This is a genomic window from Saprospiraceae bacterium, assembly GCA_016713025.1.
Lineage (GTDB): Bacteria > Bacteroidota > Bacteroidia > Chitinophagales > Saprospiraceae > OLB9.
In genome coordinates, this window is the sequence record JADJPZ010000004.1 from 764,569 (window position 1) to 787,341 (window position 22,773).

Genomic DNA, 22,773 nt, shown 5'->3' on the forward strand with positions numbered 1-22,773 from the left:
AATGGGAAGACTTATTTCCTGGATTGCCTTAGGTTTTTTTATTGTAGTTGTACCGTTTATTAGCTGGTTCTACTTAAAGAAAGGATTTGATTACCGAAGAACACTTTTGTCCGAAATTTCAGTTAAAGATAGTATCTCACATTCATTAGATATCGCATTATTATTCAGAGGGAAAACTACAGTATTTTCCAAAAATGGTTTTTCTGAAAAGCCTGAACTTATCACTGGCTTGAATGAGCAGTTTCAAAAAGTTGTCAATTTTCAGTTAATGTCGGTAGATAGTTTAGCTGGATTGAATGTCATGCCAAAAGATTATCTGGCTGATTTCTTCAGTAAATACGAGAATTCCCAGCTAATATTGATCGATACTGCTATGCGTGTCAGAAATGTCTATGGCAGTGACAAAGAGTCTGTCAAAAGACTGGTAGAACATATTTCCATTGTCTTACCACGTCAGAAAGAGTCTGATATCGAGATGAAATAATAAATTTTATGGAACACAGATATCCTAAACCTGATATTAACTTAGCGAAAAGATTAAATAAAATCAGCGTTGTCTTAACTATTGTGGTATTTATTACTGTTGGGCTGATGCGAAGAATTAAGTTTGATTTAGGTATTGATTTTAGTTTTCTGCCGCCGGTAAGTGCTACCCTTAATAGCTTAGTTACTTTGTTTCTATTTGCGGCTTTATATTTTATCAGGAAAAAAGATGTTGTAAATCATAAAAAGTCGATTTATGCAGCTTTAACACTTTCTGCGTTATTTTTAGTGTGTTATGTATTATATCATTTTACCACTAATGAAACCACATATTGCAAAGAAGGCTTTATAAAATATATATACTACTTTTTTCTGATCACACATATTGTACTTGCTGGTATTTCTCTTCCATTTATTTTATTTACTTTTGTCAAGGGATTGACTTTTCAGGTGGAAGGTCACCGAAAATTAGCAAGATGGGTGTTTCCTATTTGGTTATACGTAGCCATCACAGGTCCGCTTTGTTACTTTCTATTAAAACCTTGTTATTTATGAAAAATAAATGGATGATTTTTGTTCTGGTAGTTTTAGTCATTGCTTTGTTCAATGTCGATTTGGTAGCGCAATGTCCTATGTGTAAATTATCAGCCGAATCCAATTTGCGAGATGGGGGAACTCAAGGTAAAGGGCTCAATAACGGTATACTTTATATGTTTGCCATGCCATACCTTATCGTAGGGACTTTAGGATATTTATGGTATAAGAACAGAAAAAACTATGATAAAGAACCTGATACGCCTTAAAATTTCAATTGCGAAACAGGGATAGTATATTCGAATCTCTGATTTTTATTGACATCGATCAGTTCCATTTTTAATTCCACATCTTTTAAACTCCAGTCGATTGTTATCTTTCCATAGTGATTTTCCATTACCGGGCCTTCAATTCTGTTAATATTAGGAGTAGCAAAATGCCATGTTGATGAAATTCCGCTTGAAGTAAAATCATAAATAGGGTAGCAGCCTTCTTTTTCTAATTTTGATATTTCTGCATAATGTACATCTCCGGAAATAAAAACTACGCCATTTGCTTTAGTTTTTTTGATCAGATCAATCATTTTTTGCTGTTCTGATGGCATGTTGGCCCAAGCTTCATAACCATTGTATTCGATAGAGAATTGTGTGCTGGATCCTATAATTCTTACATCGGCCGGCTTCCTGAGTTCTGTCTCTAGCCATTTCCATTGGGTTTCACCCAACAAAGTGGAGTCAGAATGTGCATGCGGATAGTAATCTAATGAATAAAAATATTTTGGGTTGGCATGAAGCTCTCCTCTATAAGTCCGGAGATTATCTCTGAAGGTTCTAGTATCCAGAAGAATGATCTGAAGTTTTTTTCCTGCTACATCTTGCATATATGAAGTGTAGATGCCCGGTCTTTTCCGTCTTTCTGATGAAGCCGGTTCATCAAAAAAGTCGAGGAAAATGTCCTTGGATTCTATTTTTTTGTTATAATGCCTGCCTATATCATTCCAGCCGTAATCGTGATCATCCCATGTTGCCAGAATTTTGGTAGACTTTTTTAAAGCTTGAAATTCAGGTTTGTCCGAGAGTTTTTTATATTTTGCTTTAAGTTCATTCATATCATAGGTATCTCCGTATATATTATCTCCAAGGTAAATAAAATAATCCGGCTTGGAATCTGCGATATGTCCTAATATAGGTTGGGCTTTATATTCATGAGCACAAGAGCCGAATGCAATAGTCGTTATTTTAGTATTTTGGCTAACAGAATGGCTAAATAATCCAAAGACTGTAACAAGAAGCACTAAGATTGATTTGATATTAGTCATACTATATTTTTTAACAAAAGTAATACAAATATTCTTAATCAGAATACTGTGAACGTTAAGTTATGATTGTACACATCAATATACAAAGGATATTCTTTTGTGAGTTTATTGTACTGCGCAGATTCAGGAGTCAATCTGTGTTTTGATACTTTCACTGTCAGCGAATATCTGCCCGGCTGGTACATTTTCAGACCTAACGGAAATACACGACTCTCCCCTGGATAGAGATTGTTATCATCCGTTTTTTTTGCTTCAGGATGCCATTCCCAGTGTTCCCCAATACGTCCGGATGCTTCTTTTATAATTTTACCATCCTGATTTTTAAGTTGAAAATCAATCATGATAAACCTTTCTGGATTTCCTGTTGGTACTCTATGTCCGGCTTCTGTATTTCTTAATGTAAGCGTATAGTAAATAGAATCGCCTACCTTGTATTTTTTATTCAACGTGGATGAAATAAACTCAAGGCTTTCAAGTCTTTCTGGTTTGTGTGTGGGTGATTTGGGAATACCTGAAGCGGGGAATGAATGATACCGACTCTTCCGGGGTGCATATCCGGGTACAATTTCGCGATGTGTTTCGGGCATGTGGCAGGAGATACAGTTTTTTTTATCGTAGAAAGGGCCTGCTTTCCACTCATCGCCGGTTTCGAATGAACAGGCAAGTGTAGGTGTAACAACCGCATTTGCATTGTGACAACTGATACACAGATTTTCTGAGAGGTGAACTACATCTTTTACAACAGGATGTGGAGCATTGGGAGCACCGGTGGGGCCTATGATTTGATTATTCCGGACATGACAACCTGCGCAAGTAATACCTTCCATTTGCAGAGATTTGTCAAAATGAGGATTTGGAACTTTTACTGGTTTATAAAGATCACCATCCTGTAGGCCTTTCACTATAAATTCTTGTTGATTCTGAAGAGGAATATGGCAATTTATGCACATAAAAGGGCTCGATTCCTTTTTTAGCTCAGCCTGAAATTGCATATCTGTCCAGGCTTGTGCATGAGTAGACTTTTGCCATTCTTCAAAGTGGTTTTTGTGGCATGATCCGCAATGTTGGGCACTTAAAGAAGCAAGGCCCTTAGGTACTTCCTGATTAGGAACAGCAAATTCCCAAGGTTTACTCAACGGGACAATAAAGATATTATCATCAACATATATTTCAATATATACTATGCATAAAGCAATAATAAATAAGGAAATAACGGGTAATCTATATTTTTTCAAAGGAGTTATCTTTTTAATCTACTTATCACAGATTTATGGAATCATTTTTTGTAATTATGGCAAAGATATGCAGATACTTCATGTAAAAAGGTGATTAAAGTTACTTTTTGTAAGAATAGTAAGCATTGCAGTATGATTCTTTTCGAAGTCAGCATTGCACAGTCATCCCCAACAAAATAAAAGGGAGTATCCCCAAATTGCACTATATTATATAATTTATAATTCAATGTCGTTTAGTTAAGGCAATAATATTAAGTCCTTCCCTTCTAAGGGCCATTTTAAGGGAGGGTTGGGGTGCGTAAAAAACAGAGCTGTTGTTTATACCTATCCCCCGGTTTGCTTACCCATCCACAAGCCGTAGTTTGTGGTTCCTTCATTAAATAGTGATTTCGTATCACGATTTTGCTTTGCACCATTCAGTCATCCTCAAGAAGGAAGTGGTGACGCACGAGTCTTAGCGGGGATGATAAAAAGGCTTAGTTCTTGTTATACCAAACAGAAAATTGATTGCGAAAATTTATAATCATAATTATTTGATTTGCAACATATTATGATTTATATTTTTCGCAGAATATTTTCTGTCCACTATAAAATATGAATATTGAATAAAACTTTGATATTTTGTTACAAATAAAGGAAGTCAGAGCTTGAATTTTAATATTCTTTTGACCTAAAGCAAATATTTACAGACATTCTACTTATCATATATATACAGACTCTAACATTGTCTAAAATATATAACAAAAGTTATATTGCTTCGCTGAGATAAGCCCCTTACCTTTGCATCAGTTAGTTAATAATTTGGTATATTAAAGGCATCATAAGAAGTCGGTAAACAAATCATTACCGTCGTACTCCGAAAAGCCTAATTCTTATTGTTGTATGGATAAGCTACTAAAGAGATGCACTCAAAGGATTGTCTCTCTTTTTTTTTAACATTTATTACACTTATGGCAAAATAGTTCACAAAATATTAGGAAATATAATTTCTTCTTTTTTTTTGTGTCGATATATTATTTTGTAAACTTATAAAACTATGAACTCATGGATGCATTAAATGTAATTCTGGAAGTTATTAGAATCGTTGCAGGCGCTATTATTACTGACGAAGCTGATGGATTCTAAATGAAAAATGGAGATGTACTTCTGATGTTTTGGGGGTACATCTTCTTTATCATATTTAAAGTGAATTAGGGTTAAGGTATTTTATTAAATATTAATTCTACCTTGTCAAATTTTACGGACTTTCCCTTTGATTGGAAACTGTTGGGTTAACCCAACAGTTGTGACCCTAATTTGGCATCAATGAAGATGTCAGGGCTACGCCCCTTATTGTTAATTATTTAAGCCATTTTACGAAGATATCAGAGCTAACGCTCCTTCTTTTAATCATTTCAATGGGTTTAAAAAGTCCCTGCCTCGTCGGCAGGCAGGCTTCCATTTTAAGGATGACTGAATGGTTGCAAAGCAAATTGAGTGAACGATTTCACTCAAAAATGAAGGAACCACAAACGTCGGCTTGTGGACACATTTAGGTTGGGTAAATTTAGAGAAATAGGGGCGTTAGCCCTGTAATCTTTGTAATCAGAATCCCGAAACACATCATCAGGGGCGTTAGCCCTGCAATCTTAAAACAATATCAGCATCAATGAAGATGTCAGGGCTACGCCCCTTATTGTCAATTATTTAAGTTATTTTACGCAGAGATCAGAGCTAACGCTCCTTCTTTTAATCATTTCAATGGGTTTAAAAAGTCCCTGCCTCGCCGGCAGGCAGGCTTCCATTTTAAGGATGACTGAATGGTTGCAAAGCAAATTGAGTGAACGATTTCACTCAAAAATGAAGGAACCACAAACGTCGGCTTGTGGACACATTTAGGATGGGTAAATTATGAGGAATAGGGGCGTTAGCCCTGTAATCTTTGTAATCAGAATCCCGAAACACATTATCAGGGGCGTTAGCCCTGCAATCTTAAAACAATATCAGCATCAATGAAGATGTCAGGGCTACGCCCCTTATTGTCAATTATTTAAGTTATTTTACGAAGATATCAGAGCTAACGCTCCTTCTTTTAATCATTTCAATGGGTTTAAAAAGTCCCTGCCTCGCCGGCAAGCAGGCTTCCTTTTTAAGGATGACTGAATGGTTGCAAAGCAAATTGAGTGAACGATTTCACTCAAAAATGAAGGAACCACAAACGTCGGCTTGTGGACACATTTAGGATGGGTAAATTTAGAGAAATAGGGGCGTTAGCCCTGTTATCTTTGTAATTAGAATCCCGAAACACATAATCAGGGGCGTTAGCCCTGCAATCTTAAAACAATTTCGGCATCAATGAAGATGTCAGGGCTACGCCCCTTACTGTCAATTATTTAAGCCATTTTACGAAGAGATCAGAGCTAACGCTCCTTCTTTTAATCATTTCAATGGGTTTAAAAAGTCCCTACCTCGCCGGCAGGCAGGCTTCCATTTTAAGGATGACTGAATGGTTGCAAAGCAAATTGATTGAACGATTTCACTCAAAAATGAAGGAACCACAAACGTCAGCTTGTGGACACATTTAGGGTGGGTAAATTTAGAGAAATAGGGGCGTTAGCCCTGTAATCTTTGTAATCAGAATCCCAAAACACATCATCAGGGGCGTTAGCCCTGCAATCTTAAAACAATTTCGGCATCAATGAAGATGTCAGGGCTACGCCCCTTACTGTTAATTATTTAAGCCATTTTACGCAGATATCAGAGCTAACGCTCCTTCTTTTAATCATTTCAATGGGTTTAAAAAGTCCCTGCCTCGCCGGCAGGCAGGCTTCCATTTTAAGGATGACTGAATGGTTGCACAGCAAATTGAGTGAACGATTTCACTCAAAAATGAAGGAACCACAAACGTCGGCTTGTGGACACATTTAGGGTGGGTAAATTTAGAGAAATAGGGGCGTTAGCCCTGTAATCTTTGTAATCAGAATCCCAAAACACATCATCAGGGGCGTTAGCTCTGCAATCTTAAAACAATTTCAGCATCAATGAAGATGTCAGGGCTACGCCCCTTATTGTCAATTATTTAAGTCATTTTACGAAGATATCAGAGCTAACGCTCCTTCTTTTAATCATTTCAATGGGTTTAAAAAGTCCCTGCCTCGCCGGCAGGCAGGCTTCCATTTTAAGGATGACTGAATGGTTGCAAAGCAAATTGAGTGAACGATTTCACTCAAAAATGAAGGAACCACAAACGTCAGCTTGTGGACACATTTAGGGTGGGTAAATTTAGAGAAATAGGGGCGTTAGCCCTGTAATCTTTGTAATCAGAATCCCGAAACACATCATCAGGGGCGTTAGCCCTGCAATCTTAAAACAATATCAGCATCAATGAAGATGTCAGGGCTACGCCCCTTATTGTCAATTATTTAAGTTATTTTACGCAGAGATCAGAGCTAACGCTCCTTCTTTTAATCATTTCAATGGGTTTAAAAGTCCTGCCTCGCCGGCAGGCAGGCTTCCATTTTAAGGATGACTGAATGGTTGCAAAGCAAATTGAGTGAACGATTTCACTCAAAAATGAAGGAACCACAAACGTCGGCTTGTGGACACATTTAGCCGCCTGACCACTATGTAGTAGGCGGGCAGGGATGGGTAAATTATGAGGAATATATTAATTCTACCTTGTCAAATTTTAAGGACTTTGCGATTGATTGGGAACTGTTGGGTTAACCCAACAGTTGCTATGCCCCTTGTTTTCAATTATTTAAGCCATTTTACGAAGATAGCAGAGCTAACGCTCCTTCTTTCAATAGAATTATATAATATATTAAACAACTGCCCTGATTTTTCTCCTATCGACTTGAGCTTAAACCACATTTGCTTTCATTCTCTTATCCTGAATTCACGTTATTTACTTTTGCGTTTATACTTACTTCCTTATCATTTCATTCACTTTTTCCATCAGCCAGGGTTTGGAGACTATACCTTTGGTTTGTGAGATATCTTCTTGTATTTTTAGGATTTTGAGCTGGTCCCTAGGATTTACCTTCATCAGTGCTGATGTATATTTAATTAGATTTAGATAGTGTGTTTTTCTTTCAGGAGTAATAGATTTTTCTCTTCTAATATACATTTTATAAGACAACGTTAATGATTCTAAGGCATCATATTCATCCAGCTCATAATATGCAGCCAATTGCAGTGTTTTCGCGTTCAGATTGTACCAAACGTCTTCATAATTTACTTTATTCAGGTGGTCAAGTACTTTGCCATAATTTTTTCGGTAAAATTCCAAACGAGCTAAACTAAATTCTACAGCATTGTCCCGGTATCTGGGGTCAAGATATTCGGCATATTCGTGGATGAAGTTTTCTGTCCAATCAAATTCGTTGACACGAAGAGCAAAAAAAACCACATTGCGGAAATCTGATGGTGATAAATCCCCACCTAAAAACAGCTTATTTTTTTCAATTGTTTCCTTATATATTAAATAAGTTTCTTCTTGGAAAGAAAAATCTCCTTTATTCACTTTGTTTACACAATAACTAATTGCTGTGTAGTAAATTTCTTTTTGCTCATACTCAGGAAATAAATAAATATATTCATTGATAAGTTTTTTAAGTTCGTAGTAATGTTCAATTATGTTTTCATCAATATAAGTCAAAACCATAGTATAATACATCTTTATTGCTGGATATTCTGAATACGGGTGTCTTGATGATTGTTCAAGAATTGAATCGATGTTAAATAGAGTGATCTCCAGTTTGTACATTTTCTGCCAACTTAATAATGAACAAAATTGTCTAAGTTTTTCAGCAATGTAAAAAATATCCAAATTTTCTGAAATTTTCTGAATATTCAATTCCCTATCAATTTCAAATTTTTCGTTCTTTTTTTCATTTTCAGTTTTAAGACTAAAAATGTTTTTTTCAATCATATATTTGTTCAGATAAAATTCAGAAGACTGGTTGATTTCATATTTGTGGAGGCGACCTATATCTCCCAATATGCCATTATACAATTTAGTCATATTTCTTTTGCCGGCTCCGGCGAGTTTGTGGCACGCCCTGAGACTCGTCATACTTTCATATTCCTGTTGGGCTATAAAATCCTCGAGCAGGGATAGCAGGTCGGAATTCAACTTTAGGAATCTTTGATTGTGGTACGGTTCATTTTTAAAAACTACTTTCCAGGAAGTCTCATTGGAGAGATCATCGGCAGTTCCTTCTTTAATGTGCCTTTCCAAAAAGTCATAATAGTCCGATATGTTTTTGTTGACATTAAAATATGGCGAATGGATGTATTTGCTGAAACTATTAAGTTCATAAATACTCAATCCTTTTAAGGCAAATAATATTTTTTTTTCTTTCATCTATGATGGTATTGCGACACGAAGTTAATTTTTTATTTTTATTTTTTTGGAAAAATGTTTATCTTTTTGCCCTTCGACCACTATGCAGACGAAGGAGGACAGGTGATCATCGACCACTAAGCTGAGCAAAGCGAAGACTGGTGTGCGAAGCATAACTCTGTATTCCTCTTTTCGCTTAAGGGTCGCCCTACGGGGCGCACCTCAGTCGAAAAGCCCTTCGACCACTACATCATCGACCACCAAGCTGAGTGCAACGAAGACTAGTGAGCGATTTTGACACTTGTTCCAACTCCTTTTCGCTTAAGATTCGCCCTTCGGGACGCTCCTCAGTCGAAAAGGATCGACCCCTAAGCCGAAGAAGGAGGGCTGGTGAGCGAAACATGATCTGTATTCCCCTTTTAGCTTAAGGGTCGCCCTACGGGACGCACCTCAGTCGAAAAGGAGAATCGACCATTGGCAATCATAGATATAAAATCCAATAATACGTTACTATTACAATTAGTGTATGTTATAATTTATGTATTTTTACTATATCAAGGGTGGTAAATGCATTCAAATTATAGATATGTTTCATGTATAAAATTCTGTATTTTACTTATATAGAATGTTAATGTTGACTAATTTACAGATGGATAAAATTATTATTACTTTTTTTTCAATATATATTTGGTTGTCTCAAATCAGTTTTTTATCTTTGCGTTTGATTTATAACCAAATGATGGGATAGTCTCCCTAAGACGAACCATGAAACACCTCCGAATTAAAATAATTTTCCTTCTCATCGGGCTTTATAGTCAGTTGGCTTTGGGTCAAATCAATGATGCTGACAGGCATTTTGTGATATTGTCTGGTCAGGAAAAGCATGATACTATTTCTTCCAAATTTCAGCCTTCGTCGGTATCGAGTTTAGTCAGTAACACCATTGTTGGTATATCAAACATTGGCAATGAATTGTGGAAGATCACCATTTCTCCCACTCAAGGATCAAATGATTTCACAGGGAAAGCCTCCGCTGTCATACAGTATACAGACGGTATAAAGCCAAGATGGATTACTTACCATATTAATCTTGTCGCTTCTGCTATTACCACCAAAGCTGATTTTGTGACCATTGCCACTGATGATCAAATTGAAATTAATGCTTTAGCGAATGATATTACTACCGCTACATCGCTGACACTTGCAGGCATAAGCCATGTACAAGCAGGTACAGCGGTGCTCAATAATGGTAAGATTTTGTATACACCAGCTGCTGATGAAGACAATGATTTTATACTTTACAGCGTCAAAGATGATAAAGGTGCTGTCGCCAATGGGGTAGTGTATTTGCTTAGGGAACAATCAACTGTAGCCATAAAAGATACGATACAGCTCAGTCTTTTTAATACACAAACAACCTTTATTACGCTTCCTTTTTCCGGATTTATACAGAACACACCTCCCTCCTATGGTCAGATAGAATTAAAACACGAGCAGGTATACCAATATACACCCAACAAAGGAAGCAACAATCGGGATGTTTTTGTACTGAAAAATGGCAACTATGAAAGATTGATTGTTGTAAACATCCTGAAAAAAAATCAGAATACCAGCAGTGTAAAAGATGATGCCATTTTTACTCCCAAAAACACATCAATAAGCTTTGATGTATTCAAAAATGACCTGAGTTCAAATTTCCCGATCACATCGTTTTCACCCGAACTCACTAAAGGCAACAAGGGTAGCTTTACATATACTCCACCTTCAGGGTACACGGGGATCAAAAACTTTACATATACGGTCAATTATGGTAACTATCAGGCACAGGGAAAAATAACCATTACTGTAGGTAATTTTGCTCCTATACAACCTGTGGATTATACTTTCAATACATTGAAGAATGCACCATTGGCTATTACTTACAATGTTCCTATTGCTCAGTATTCATTTAAAGTGCTTAACGAACCTGAATTTGGAACCGCAGAGGTATTTGACATCAATACAAGTATCACCGACGAATGTAATACCATTAAGTCAAAAGCAATTCTGACATATACGCCTTACAACAATTATTACGGATCAGACTCTTTTGATATAGAGTACTGTGTGCCCAATAATCCATGTGTAGTGTATAAAATATATATAAGGGTGCATGATCATAATGGCAGTGTGTGTCCATGTGCAGGACCTAATTGTGTTTGGTCAGGAGATATGAATGGAGATGGCAGGGTTTCTATTTCAGATATTCTACCCTTAGGCAGATTTATAGGTTTGAGTGGAAAATCCAGATCAGATATCAACCTACCTTATCGTGGCGGGCAAAAGTCTGAAGACTGGGCTTACCAACAGCCTAATGGTTTGAATATCAAACATATTGATGCTGATGGTGATGGATTATTGAGCGTAAGTGACACGGCCGGTATTATTACCAATTTTGGTCTTGTACACAATTTTGTGCCCACTGAAGTATTTGCTCTCAAAGAATATGGATTTCAGCTCGTACCCAACTCAACAGAATTGGATTCAGGTGATCTTTTGGTGCTGGACGTGATACTCGGTACACCTTCTAAACCATTGGTGGACCTCTTGGGAATGGTATATTCTCTCAATTTTGCACCCCATATTTTTGCTCCCGGAAGTATTTATGCGGAATTTTATAAAGACAGTTGGTTGACTAAAGGAAATGGATCTATTCAAATGTCAAAAAATTCTGCATCAGGTACATTGCAAGCTGGGGTTGTGAAAGCAGGGGCTATTGTTGTTGATGAAGCTGAAGGTTTTAAACCAAAAGGGGCTTCGGGCAATGGAAGTATTGGTAAAATATATGCCATAGTTGTTGATGAAGCAGAAGGCTTTAAGACAAAAGATGGCTTTGGAACACAAAATGATGTGCTGTACAGAAATGTATGGACCGATGGCATCGAGCTTGAAGATATAGATGGAGAAAAATACAGGATCCCGGATGCCTACGCAGAGTTCAGGGTCAACAGGGAGAAAAAAGTACCTGTGCCTACAGAAGACAAACTCATCATCTACCCTAATCCGGTACAGGATGCACTCAACCTACACTTCAACGGACGAAATATCATCAAAGGATACAAACTTTATGATGCGATGGGGTCGATGGTAGCAGCTATGGATGAAGTCAATCAGCAATCGATTTCGGTTAATACATCACTGATGACAGCTGGCGTGTATATCATGCAGGTAGTCACTACACAGGGCACCATTACTAAAAAAATCACAGTTAGCCCTAAGGAGTAAGTTAACATTCATCTCTTTTTGCACACTCTGAACATTTATTTACCCATATATTTATCTTTAACTAAAGATGAACAAATATGAGGTTTAAGGTTGATTGCATTTTGATGGAAGTGTAATTGACTTAGACTTTTGAAGATGTCACCTACTTTGGCAAATTATACAGACTTTCGGATTGACTGGAAACTGTTGGGTTAACCCAACAGTTGTGACCTTAATTTACCCATGCATTTCTCTTTAACTGACTATGAACAAATATGAGGTTTCAGGTTGATAATACCGTCGATAATTTTTTTGAGAAAAATTGTGTCTTCATTATACTCAAAATCAAGATGTTGGTTAACCCATTTTTCACAAACCAATTTATTTTGAGTATATATAACCAAAGTTATATTGTACAAAAAATCAGAAGATCTTAGATTTGCGCCACAATCACTAAAAATCTTTACAATCATGACAACAAAATTTATTCAAATTATTTTTTCATTCGCTTTGATGGTGACACTAGTACAGTGTAATCAACAAAAAGCGAAAAACACAAACGATCCCGCGATCATCTCCCAAGACAGCCTTATTAAAAAAGGGCAGTATTTAGTGACCATCTTGGGATGCAATGACTGTCATTCACCCAAGCGCATGGGAACAAACGGACCGGAATTGATCCCAGAATTGGTATTGTCTGGTTATCAATCGACAACCCAACTGCTACCGATGCCCAATGATGCACTTAAAAATGGCTGGACATTGTTTTATCCTGACCTCACGGCAGGTGTTGGCCCTTGGGGCGTGTCATTTGCGGGCAACCTTACTCCCGATGAGACTGGGATAGGTTCATGGTCCAGGGAACAATTTAAAATTGCGATTACCAAAGGAAAATTTAAGGGAATGGAAGATGGCCGCCCTCTGCTTCCACCTATGCCTTGGCAAAATTATGTGAACATGGCAGACGCAGATGTAACAGCTATTTATACATATCTGAAGAGTTTGACTCCTGTTAAAAATGTAGTACCTGCTAATATCCCTCCAAGTCCTGTAAAATAATCAGGTATGCTTAAATTTTTATTGCCATAAAATCAATGTATTATGAACCTGACTTCAAAATAATCGCCTTATTTAGTTCACCTGCCCGGCTATTAACATAGTTGTCAGACAAGCTAAATACGTTGATTATTTTATTGCCAGAACCATAATCTCCTGATTTACAACTAAGAAAAATTTTAAACAAACTCTAAGCCAACTTTATAATCATGCAAAAATATCATTGCTTTTTTAGTTTTTTATTGTTGTTTTTTTGGTCGCCTATCCTGAGTCAGAAAAAGCTTGAAGGAAATATATTGAAGTCCACCCAAGAACCATTGGCATTTGCATCGGTAGTACTCAAAAACTCCATCAAAAACGTATTTGTAGCTGGTACTGTCACAGATGAACAAGGACTTTTTATATTAACAAAAGTCGATCCCGGCACCTATGTACTAGAGCTTGGCATGTTGGGTTACGAACCAAAAATTATTGAAAATATTGTAGTTAAAGATCAAAATATCGTTTTGGAAAGCACAATACTTGTGGAAGCCGCCCAAACCATCGATGAGATACAAGTCAGTGCACGCAAGACTATGTACGAAAGAAAGGTAGATCGACTTGTGGTCAATGTACAGAGTTCAGCCCTTGCAGCAGGTAGTAGTGCATTGGATATCATCGAGCGATCACCTGGTATGACGGTCAATAGGCAAGGTGGTGTCATCTCGATGGCAGGAAGAGACGGTGTAGTCGTAATGATTAATGGTAAACGACAATTTATTCAAGACGATGCGCTGATTGGTCTCCTTTCGGGGATCAATGCCAATAATATTTCAAAACTCGAAATCATATCAACACCACCCGCAAGTTTTGATGCAGAAGGAAATGCCGGATTTATCAATATTGTTCTCATCAAAAGTGACAATGAAGGATATAATGGAAATTTCGGAATCACACTTGGTGGATATAAGGGTTTCATAGGAAATACCAATGCCGCTATTTCATTCAATACAAAAAAATGGTCTTCGTATATTGACGCATCTCTAAGTGCCAATCACCAAAGTCAGGACTTTAGGTTTGAGAGGACTGTTTTTTCAGGGCAGAATGCTACCAATATCTCAACAATAAATGATAGAAACCCGAAAAGAAATGTTGGTACGCTTAGAATTGGTACAACTTATACTTTTGGTCAGTCATCCATATCGTGGGGAGCTAATGGTTATCTCAACAATTGGTCTATGGATGCAAAAAGTACAGCCGAGATTACAAAAAATCAAAAGTATGACAATACGATATTAAGTACTCAGACTGAGAAAAACGAATGGAAGCATGGTGGCTTGAGTCTGGGATTTTCACATAGATTTGGTAATAAAAGTTTGCTCAATATTAGTTCTGACCTACTGAGTTATACGACAGAAAACCCTACGATTTATACCAATAAATTTGTAAAGCCGACCACGGAAACTGGAATAGCAGCCAATAGTAAAAGCTTCAAAAGTACTCCAATTCAGGTTTGGGTCAATGCGATAGATTATGAATACAAACTGGGGAAGTTCAATCTGGAATCGGGAGCCAAACTGACGCTTTCAAGTTTCGATAATGATGCATCGGTCGATTATCAGATAAATAATATTTGGGTTCGCCAGCCACAATATTCAAGTTATGCTGCTATGAATGAAAATATAGTCGCAGCTTATACCTCAGTAGGTGGCAGTTTGTCAGAAAAAACAAGTTTTAAGTTAGGTTTGAGATTTGAAGAGTCTGTCACTACGATTAAAAATGAAGTTGATTCTACATTGATCAACAGAGATTTGCCTTATCTCTTTCCCAGTATTTTTATTAGCCATGCATTGACTGAAAAATCTTCCATCAATATTTCAGCATCAAGACGTATCACAAGACCTACCTTTAATGATTTGGCTCCCTTTATTTTTTTCACAGACCCTACGTCTTTGGTCACGGGCAATCCGGCTCTTTTGGCAGTATTATCTCAGGCGATCAGTGGTGAATACAAGTACAACAATAAAGTCTTTTCTATACAGTATGCCGTAGATCAAAACCCAATAGCACGGTTTGTCCCATCATTGGAGGGGACATCCAACAACATCATAGCCAGAGTCAGAAATTTTGATAGTTTCACCACATTGTCTGCAACAATTGCTTTCCCTATTGTAGTCAAAAAATGGTGGGAGATTAATATTAATTTGACCAGCTTCAGGCAAAAAATATACGGTATATATGAAACTTCAAATATAGAAATCCAACGACTTTCTGCGAATGCATTTGTCAATAATACATTTTCCTTGCCCAACTCTTTTACGGCTGAAATAGGTGGGTTTTTCAATACAGGTGGATTTTTTGGACCTTTTCAGAATAAGCCATTCGGATCATTAAATCTTGCGGTTCTTAAAAAAGTAAAAAAATCGTCCATCACTATAGGTGTAGACAATGTCTTGAATACGATGCGGTTTAGGTCAGATTTTGTGGATCCCGGCACAAAAAACGAATTTTCCAACAATATGATTTTCGCACAGACAAATTATAAGATAGTATTCAGACGTAACTTTGGTAGCACAAAAGTAAAATCAAACCTGAATAAAAAATCAAGTGCAGCTGAAGAAAGAAAGAGAGTAGAGTGATGACCAAAATTTCAAATTCAGACCTAAAAATCTAAAATGATAATCTATTTCGACATCCAAATACTGTATTCTGACCTATGAAACAACATGCTGACGGTTCCTTCACTAAATTGAGCTCCCACTCAATTTTGCTGTCGCACCGTTCAGTCATGCACCATACTGTGTGCAGCTATGCTGTAGTGGTGACTACAGCATAGCTGCACACAGTATGATTTGTCGCTAAAAGTGTAGATTTTCTTGTATTTGAAGCTCTCACTACGAATCTCATTTTAGATATTTAGGTTAAAGCTTATCTGACTGATAGAATTTTAGTCAATTTTTATTTTAACAATATAACAAGACTTTGTGTGATTTTTTAAAGTTGGACCAATTTCGATCTGGTATCAGACCGGATCATTCAATTTGAAATAATTTAAAATCAAGATCACCTTTCACCACTCATTTGAATTTCTACCCCACTTTTTTTCTGAAATCCCTTGATATTGTATGCAATTCCTAACATAAAATATCGGCTGAGTACGTTGCTGACAGTGATGTCTGTATAGTTGAGATTGGATGATGTTCTGATGCCTTGATTTTGGTTTAGGATGTCAAAACAGCTCAAAGTGGTCCTTAATCTTTTATCCTTTGTGATGTAAGAAGTAATACTTGCTGTCCATAAGGGATATGAAGTGGATGATTCGGAGAAAGAAGGTTTTATAGTTAAATAATCAAATCTGGATTTAATATTTACCCAATCCTTGATATTCAATCCCAGCTCAGCATACCATGTTTTTTCTGAGTATGACTGATTGAGGTTTTTATCAGATGCAAAACGGGAGTCAGAATTATTGATTTTATATCCACCGAGGATGTCCAATACATTTTTATTGCGGTTTTCTATAGAAAAATTGTACCCATAGCCATATCTTTTCACAGGATTGGCTACCTCATTGATGATAGAGTAGCCCTGATTGTAGTTGCCTTTCAACACAAGTCGGGTTTTTAACTTCAATGGTCGGATAGGAGTCTCATATTCAAGTCTGCTTGAAGTAGTGATTTCATTTTTGATATTTTCAGGCGTGTAATATCTCACTAATGAACTGTCTATGGTGAGTGCTTCTGAAATTTTATTATGGGTATAATTGGTCTGTAGATTAGCATATAACATAGTAAAATTAAAAGCATCGTATCTCATATATGAGAGATTCATATTGTGCATTTGCTCAGGTCTTAATGATGGATTTCCTATATAAACAGAAAGAGGGTTAGTATTATTGACCACAGGTTGAAGTTGTTGCAAAGTAGGTTCGTTGAGTTCGCTGAAATAATTAAAATTCAGATTTTCAGAAAGACCAAACCTGAAAGTGTAAAAGGCATTGGGCAGTATTGCATTAAAATTGTTTTTGATCTTTTGCGGATTTTCATTGATGATACCTGTCAAAGTGGAGTTTTTATATCTGGCTCCAACTGTCAGGTTGTATTTTTCACCGCTGAAGATAAAGTTTGTACCGGCATTTCGCTGTACATAGTCTCTTTGAAAGTTGTTGGACAACAGGAGATTCCTTACAGGGTTGTCATTGATGATGTCGAAATAATCACTACTGGTTTTATTTGTGTTATTGGCGATGGATGTTTTAAATTCTATGTATCTCTTTCTTTTTAGAGGTTCCGTCCATGATGCTTCAGCCTTGTAATTCAATCCATCATTTAGTCCGGTTTGATTCTGGATCAATTTATTGACTATAGTCTGCGGAAAATAAAAATTATAAAGGGTGTTCAAATCTGCATTGGAGCTATTGTGAGCGTTGCCACCTGAAGCGTTAAGACTCCAGACTCTGCCGGGTTTTGCCGATTTTATTTGCCACAGGATGTTTCCGGACAGATTGTGATTATTTCCATTTCGCAAAAAGTCGTTGGTGTTGTCATTTTGTTTTATTCGTAATGCGTTCTGAAGGCTATTCCATTCATTTGAAATCAATCCATTATTACCTAAAGAACCATTGGCTCTGATGACAAGATTTTGTGTGGAGTCTACCTTGGTTTTAAATCTCAATGTAAAACTCCCGGAAGTGTTGTCGGACTGCTGGTTTTCATCAGAGGTAGTAAAAAATTTTCTCTCCGGAAGAAGATTTTCCCTGATAGAATTTCTGATCAAGTTATTGTTAAAATGGTTGCCAAAGCCTGAAAACTCAAGAGTAGTTGACGATGAAAAATCTTTGTTGAAATTGAGCCCGCCTGCAATTGATTTCTGGATGCCCTGATTGCCACCTGGGTTGATGGGTAGCCCACCCATATCATCCATATTTAGGGTAAATCTGCCTCCACCGCCGCCACCCAGCATGGCACCGATTCCACCCATAAAATCGATGTATTCATTGAACGAAAAGTTTTGCTCATTGATATTGTTGGCCATGCCGATAAAAGAAGTTCGTACTCCTGGTTTAAAACGGTTGATGTTAGCCCTGGCTTTGAATCTTTCTTTTGTTCCGGCTGATGCTTCTGCTGTGCCAAAGTAACCCACTTTTTTATCTTCCTTTAATTTAAGGTTGATTGATCTTTCTCTACTACCATCATCAATACCTGTAAATTCGGTATGGTCTGATTTACGATCGAAAACCTGAACTTTATCCACGGCATCTGCATCCAGATTTTTTGTAGCTATTTTGGTGTCTTTCCCGAAAAACTCCTTACCGTCTACCAGAACATTTTTTACATTTTCACCAAGGGCTTTGACAGATCCGTCTCGTTGTACTTCTACACCCGGCAACTTTTTTAACAGGTCTTCCACCATATCACCGGGTTGGATTTTGAAGGCAGAAGCATTGTATTGTATTGTATCTTTTCCGAAAGTGATGGGGTTTGCAAAATCCTTTATCTCAATGACATCCAGCATCTTTGATCCGGGTTTCAATTGGATTTCATCCATAATAATGTCAGCATCCTTTATTTCCAAAGGCATTTCTATGGTTTCATAACCCAAATATGAAATCTGAACAATATATTTCCCTGATTTTGGCGCTTTAAGGACATACTCACCTTTCCTGGAAGAATTGGCAAAAGCGGCCATAGTGGAGTCACTTGCCATGAGCAGGATTACAGTGGCATATTCCACAGGATTTTTTTGCTCATCAGTAATGATGCCACTTACTTTTTGCCCTGACATATATGATGCAATGAGTATTAGCGAGAAAAGTATGATGTATCTTGACATGTTATTGGTTTATTTTAATTGTTATCCAATGTTTTATTGAGTATAAATATTAAATATACAAATAATTACATATTAGATAATTGTATAACATAATGAATGAAGAACAAAATTTGTAATTAGCCTGAGCAATATTGCTTCTGACCTTTCAGCTTAAGATTAAGAATACTCAAAATCTTTAATGTTTCTCTTCCCTGATGATCATCTTTACACCGGTACCTTTACCATTTATGACACCCATTTCTTTCATTTTTTCTTCACGAATCTTTTCAAATTCTTTTTTACTGACTTTTTTTGCCTTTGGTTGGCTTTTCAAAGACAAAGGAAGGAGGAAAATCTTCTATCGCAGTAGCCAGGGTCATTCTGTCACCATTGTCCTGTTCTATTGCCAATATCATACCTGGTAATCCTGTATACCCACCTGGTCCGACAGATGGTGGAATTTGTGATGTAAACCACGCAGTGACGGTTTTGGATGTGTCTGACAATGTGGCTTTTTGGCAGACAAAATTTAAAATTTTCTTTTGTTCAGGTGAGATTTTCCATATGTACTCTGTGGGTTTATCCATGATCAGAAATTCTTTACCCATCAGATCTTGCGATTGAATCAAATCTTTGTTTTCAGTGTTGATATAAGTTGTAGATTCAGGTACTTTAAAGACCATTTGGAATTTGGTATTGCCTTCTTCATGATTAATTTCTGTATCTTTTGGTTTGTCATAATTTTTGTACAAGGATTCACTGTCTTTAAAGTACAAAACCTTGTCTATCGATTGTGAGGGTGGTAGCATTTTGGCAAGCTCCGGATTTCCGCCTCCAACATCAATTTTAAATTTTACCGTTTCTTTAAATATGATTTTTCCGGAAGTACGCTGTTGACTGAAAGTAGTGAATGCATTGAGCATCAAAATAATAAATAAAATTTGCTTCATCATAATTTGTGAAATTTTAAAAGAGTTTAATAAATGATTATCGTCACAAAAGTAGAAAACCAGCTTCACATCATGGGTTAATCAATGTTGGAGTAAGGTTAAATAAGGTTAAAGCTGGTTAACAGGGTGTTTTTATTCTTAATTTTGCAGTAAAAAATGAGTCACATGCGACAGCATAGATACAAACATCTTTTACCCATGTTGATGAGCATGATTCTGCTGGCAGTGTTTCTTGTTGTGTATTTATATAAAAATTATAAAACGTCTTCACAAGATCTGCAAGGCCAGACACAACTTTATTTGGAAAATGCTTTCAAGACTGCTGAGAGTCAGATGTTTGACAAAATGTTGATTGAACTCCGAGGAGTTTCAATATTTGACAGACATTCGCCGGGCCAGAATGATGTCAAAATTGAAAAAAGAAATATTTCTTTCGCCAAGGTTGATACAACGAAAACCGCTGTAATGAAGGCTATTACCTTGAGCAGCAAAGCCATTACAGACATTTTAGATACTAAAAGCAACCCTTTGAACAGAGATTCCACGAAGAAGCTCCAAATAAGAATGAGTGACAGGGACTCCATGAATTTTGACACCTTATTATTGACCAATCATGTAGCCAATAACTTCACTCGTAAAATATCATTTATCAGGGTAGATAGCATTTCTGGAAAAAATGCGGACAACATGGTCTGGATTGATGATCCTCAGCCAGCGACCCAAAAGCCCAAACAAGTATCTGTTGCCAATCGATCCAATGTTAAGGTGAAAATTAGTATAAAAAACGACTCACTCGGAATTGATTCAACAATTTCCGGTCAACAAATAACAGATATTAAATTAGTGAAAAATTTATTTCAGGAAAACATTAAGAAAGCCGGCATTCATATAAATCACTTCATTACAGAAGATTCATTGAGTAGAGGCAACAGTAAGAATCCTGAATATTGTGAGTTGATAACAGGGAAGAAGTATTTTCTTAATATCGACAATAATCAAAGGTATTTACTTATTAAGTTGGCACCGGATTTCGTCATATCATTGTTGCTTTTTATTGCTGTGGGTTTTGCTTTTTATCATCTTATTTCTTCGTATAATAAAAATCAGGAACTATCTGATCTAAAAGATGACTTTCTGCGCAATATGACGCACGAGCTCAAAACTCCTTTGGCTACTATGGGCGTGGCAATAGAAGCATTACAGAATTTTAAAGCAGATGGAGACAAACAACTGCGTGAGGAATATCTCCGTATAGCAGAAAATGAAAATTTCAAACTTAGCAATCTTGTAGATAAGGTTCTTACGATCACAAATCATCTGGACAATCAGACTCAACCATACGAAAATACACATTTGCCAAACCTGACTGAGGAGGTTTTACATTCATTCAAACTCAGATTGGATCAGAAATCTACCCAATACAGACTTGAAAATCGATTGACTGACAGTTATTACCAGTTGAATCAACAAGTATTGACTATGATCCTGCACAATCTGATAGATAATGCCATAAAGTATAATCACGCTCCGGAGCCCTTGATCAATATAAAATTGGATGAAAATAATACACATCTTTTCATTTCTGTAAATGACAACGGGACACTTATAGACGCAACTCACCAACAAAAAATCTTCGAAAAGTTTTACAGAATACCACATGGCAATGTGCACGATGTCAAAGGACACGGTTTGGGATTGTACATCGTGCAACAACTTGTCAATTCTATCAAAGGTACTATCCAACTTGAAACCACTGAAAAAGGCAATCATTTTATCATTCAACTTCCTAAAGTGAAGACACACTCATGAAAATTCTATATATCGAAGATGAAATATCGCTTGCTCGAATAGTAAAGGAATCATTGCAAAGTAGGGGTTTTGAAGTCATTCATTTTGCTGACGGTATCGAATGGGAAGCACATATCGGCGGTTTTATTCCGGATATATGTTTGCTGGATGTGATGTTGCCGGGCAAAGATGGTTTTGCAATAGCAGGTGAAATCAGACAGATTTATCCTGATCTACCTGTGATATTTATTACAGCCAAAATTCAGACAAAAGACGTGCTCGAGGGCTTTGAAGCAGGAGCCAATGACTATATCAAAAAACCTTTCAGTCTCGAAGAATTGATCGTCAGACTTAAAAACATTTTCCAATTGACACAAAAAAATCTGCAAAACATGCCGAAAGAAGAAAACTGCATCAGGATAGGTGCATTTTCTTTTTTTCCTGATAAACTCGAGTTGATTCATGGATCAGAAACAAAGCGGCTGTCCTACAGAGAAGGTCAACTGCTCGGTATGTTGTGTCAGGATAAAAATGAAGTGACTTCCAGAAAACTCATCCTTGATACACTCTGGGGCGATGATAGTTTTTTTAATTCACGTAATCTGGACGTGTATATCACAAAACTCAGGCAATATCTGCGCTACGATGAAAAAGTACAGATTCTTACACTGAAGGCAGTAGGATATAGGTTGGTGGATCAGTGATGGAGATGTAGGCTATCTGAGAAACCATTATTTTTTAAGGGCATCGATCTTACCTGCCAATAAAAAATCCTTTTCTGTCAGGCCACCTGCATCATGTGTGCTCAACTTGATACGGACGGTGTTATATACATTATACCAATTGGGATGGTGACCTATCGACTCTGCCACAAGAGCTACTTTTGTCATGAAGCCAAATGCTTCAACAAAATCTTTAAATAGAAAATCTTTACAAATGAATTGACTTTCCCTATTCCATAAATCTAATTTTTTCAAGCCTTCATGGATTTGTTTGTCGCTTAATTTATTCATCGATCTTATTTACAAAGTATAAACAAATCTTTGGTTA

14 protein-coding genes are annotated in these 22,773 nt (G+C 36.8%); 8 read left to right on the top strand and 6 right to left on the bottom strand.

What is annotated here, in order from left to right:
* Position 1 precedes the first annotated feature (1 nt).
* From IPK35_09615 to IPK35_09625, 3 genes are read left to right on the top strand one after another with little or no spacing between them, the layout of a single operon-like run.
* Positions 2–484: a hypothetical protein gene (locus IPK35_09615; protein ID MBK8053510.1), complete on the top strand. Its 483-nt coding sequence runs from the start codon at positions 2–4 to the stop codon at positions 482–484.
* Positions 485–492: 8 nt separating this feature from the next.
* The gene (locus IPK35_09620) at positions 493–1,038 is read left to right on the top strand and encodes a DUF420 domain-containing protein (GenBank protein ID MBK8053511.1); all 546 of its coding nucleotides are present in this window, start codon (positions 493–495) and stop codon (positions 1,036–1,038) included.
* Positions 1,035–1,286: a hypothetical protein gene (locus IPK35_09625; protein ID MBK8053512.1), complete on the top strand. Its 252-nt coding sequence runs from the start codon at positions 1,035–1,037 to the stop codon at positions 1,284–1,286. Before IPK35_09620 ends, IPK35_09625 begins: the two co-directional genes overlap by 4 nt.
* On the opposite strand, the gene IPK35_09630 is transcribed toward IPK35_09625, so the two are convergent.
* The 3 genes from IPK35_09630 to IPK35_09640 all read right to left on the bottom strand — a co-directional run bounded on the left by IPK35_09630 (position 1,283) and on the right by IPK35_09640 (position 8,917).
* The gene (locus IPK35_09630) at positions 1,283–2,335 is read right to left on the bottom strand and encodes an alkaline phosphatase family protein (GenBank protein ID MBK8053513.1); all 1,053 of its coding nucleotides are present in this window, start codon (positions 2,333–2,335) and stop codon (positions 1,283–1,285) included. The two genes, IPK35_09625 and IPK35_09630, sit on opposite strands and share 4 nt — an antisense overlap.
* A gap of 38 nt (positions 2,336–2,373) precedes the next feature.
* Entirely contained in the window at positions 2,374–3,570 is a 1,197-nt protein-coding gene (locus IPK35_09635; protein MBK8053514.1) for a hypothetical protein, read from the bottom strand.
* Positions 3,571–7,474: 3,904 nt separating this feature from the next.
* Positions 7,475–8,917, bottom strand: a complete 1,443-nt coding sequence (locus IPK35_09640; GenBank protein ID MBK8053515.1) for a hypothetical protein — start codon at positions 8,915–8,917, stop codon at positions 7,475–7,477.
* Between the two features lie 744 nt (positions 8,918–9,661).
* Here IPK35_09640 and IPK35_09645 point away from each other — a divergent pair.
* The 3 genes from IPK35_09645 (at position 9,662) to IPK35_09655 (ending at position 15,813) form a co-directional block, all read left to right on the top strand.
* Positions 9,662–12,160 carry a T9SS type A sorting domain-containing protein gene (locus IPK35_09645; protein MBK8053516.1) on the top strand — a complete coding sequence of 833 codons (2,499 nt, stop codon included), beginning with the start codon at positions 9,662–9,664 and terminating at the stop codon, positions 12,158–12,160.
* A gap of 450 nt (positions 12,161–12,610) precedes the next feature.
* Positions 12,611–13,198 carry a diheme cytochrome c-553 gene (locus IPK35_09650; protein ID MBK8053517.1) on the top strand — a complete coding sequence of 196 codons (588 nt, stop codon included), beginning with the start codon at positions 12,611–12,613 and terminating at the stop codon, positions 13,196–13,198.
* A gap of 206 nt (positions 13,199–13,404) precedes the next feature.
* Positions 13,405–15,813, top strand: coding sequence for an outer membrane beta-barrel protein (locus tag IPK35_09655; protein MBK8053518.1), 2,409 nt, complete (start codon positions 13,405–13,407; stop codon positions 15,811–15,813).
* A gap of 424 nt (positions 15,814–16,237) precedes the next feature.
* Here the strand turns inward: IPK35_09655 and IPK35_09660 are convergent, their stop codons facing one another.
* The gene (locus tag IPK35_09660; GenBank protein ID MBK8053519.1) at positions 16,238–19,006 is read right to left on the bottom strand and encodes an outer membrane beta-barrel protein; all 2,769 of its coding nucleotides are present in this window, start codon (positions 19,004–19,006) and stop codon (positions 16,238–16,240) included.
* Between the two features lie 278 nt (positions 19,007–19,284).
* Positions 19,285–19,938 (bottom strand): GLPGLI family protein, encoded by a 654-nt coding sequence (locus IPK35_09665; protein ID MBK8053520.1) that lies wholly within the window; start codon positions 19,936–19,938, stop codon positions 19,285–19,287.
* 162 nt (positions 19,939–20,100) lie between these two features.
* Here IPK35_09665 and IPK35_09670 point away from each other — a divergent pair, with 162 nt between their 5' ends.
* Positions 20,101–21,744, top strand: a complete 1,644-nt coding sequence (locus IPK35_09670) for a HAMP domain-containing histidine kinase (GenBank protein ID MBK8053521.1) — start codon at positions 20,101–20,103, stop codon at positions 21,742–21,744.
* Positions 21,741–22,427 carry a response regulator transcription factor gene (locus IPK35_09675; GenBank protein MBK8053522.1) on the top strand — a complete coding sequence of 229 codons (687 nt, stop codon included), beginning with the start codon at positions 21,741–21,743 and terminating at the stop codon, positions 22,425–22,427. The genes IPK35_09670 and IPK35_09675 overlap by 4 nt, the downstream gene beginning before the upstream one ends.
* Positions 22,428–22,454: 27 nt before the next feature.
* Here the strand turns inward: IPK35_09675 and IPK35_09680 are convergent, their stop codons facing one another.
* Entirely contained in the window at positions 22,455–22,736 is a 282-nt protein-coding gene (locus IPK35_09680; GenBank protein MBK8053523.1) for a 4a-hydroxytetrahydrobiopterin dehydratase, read from the bottom strand.
* Positions 22,737–22,773 lie beyond the last annotated feature (37 nt).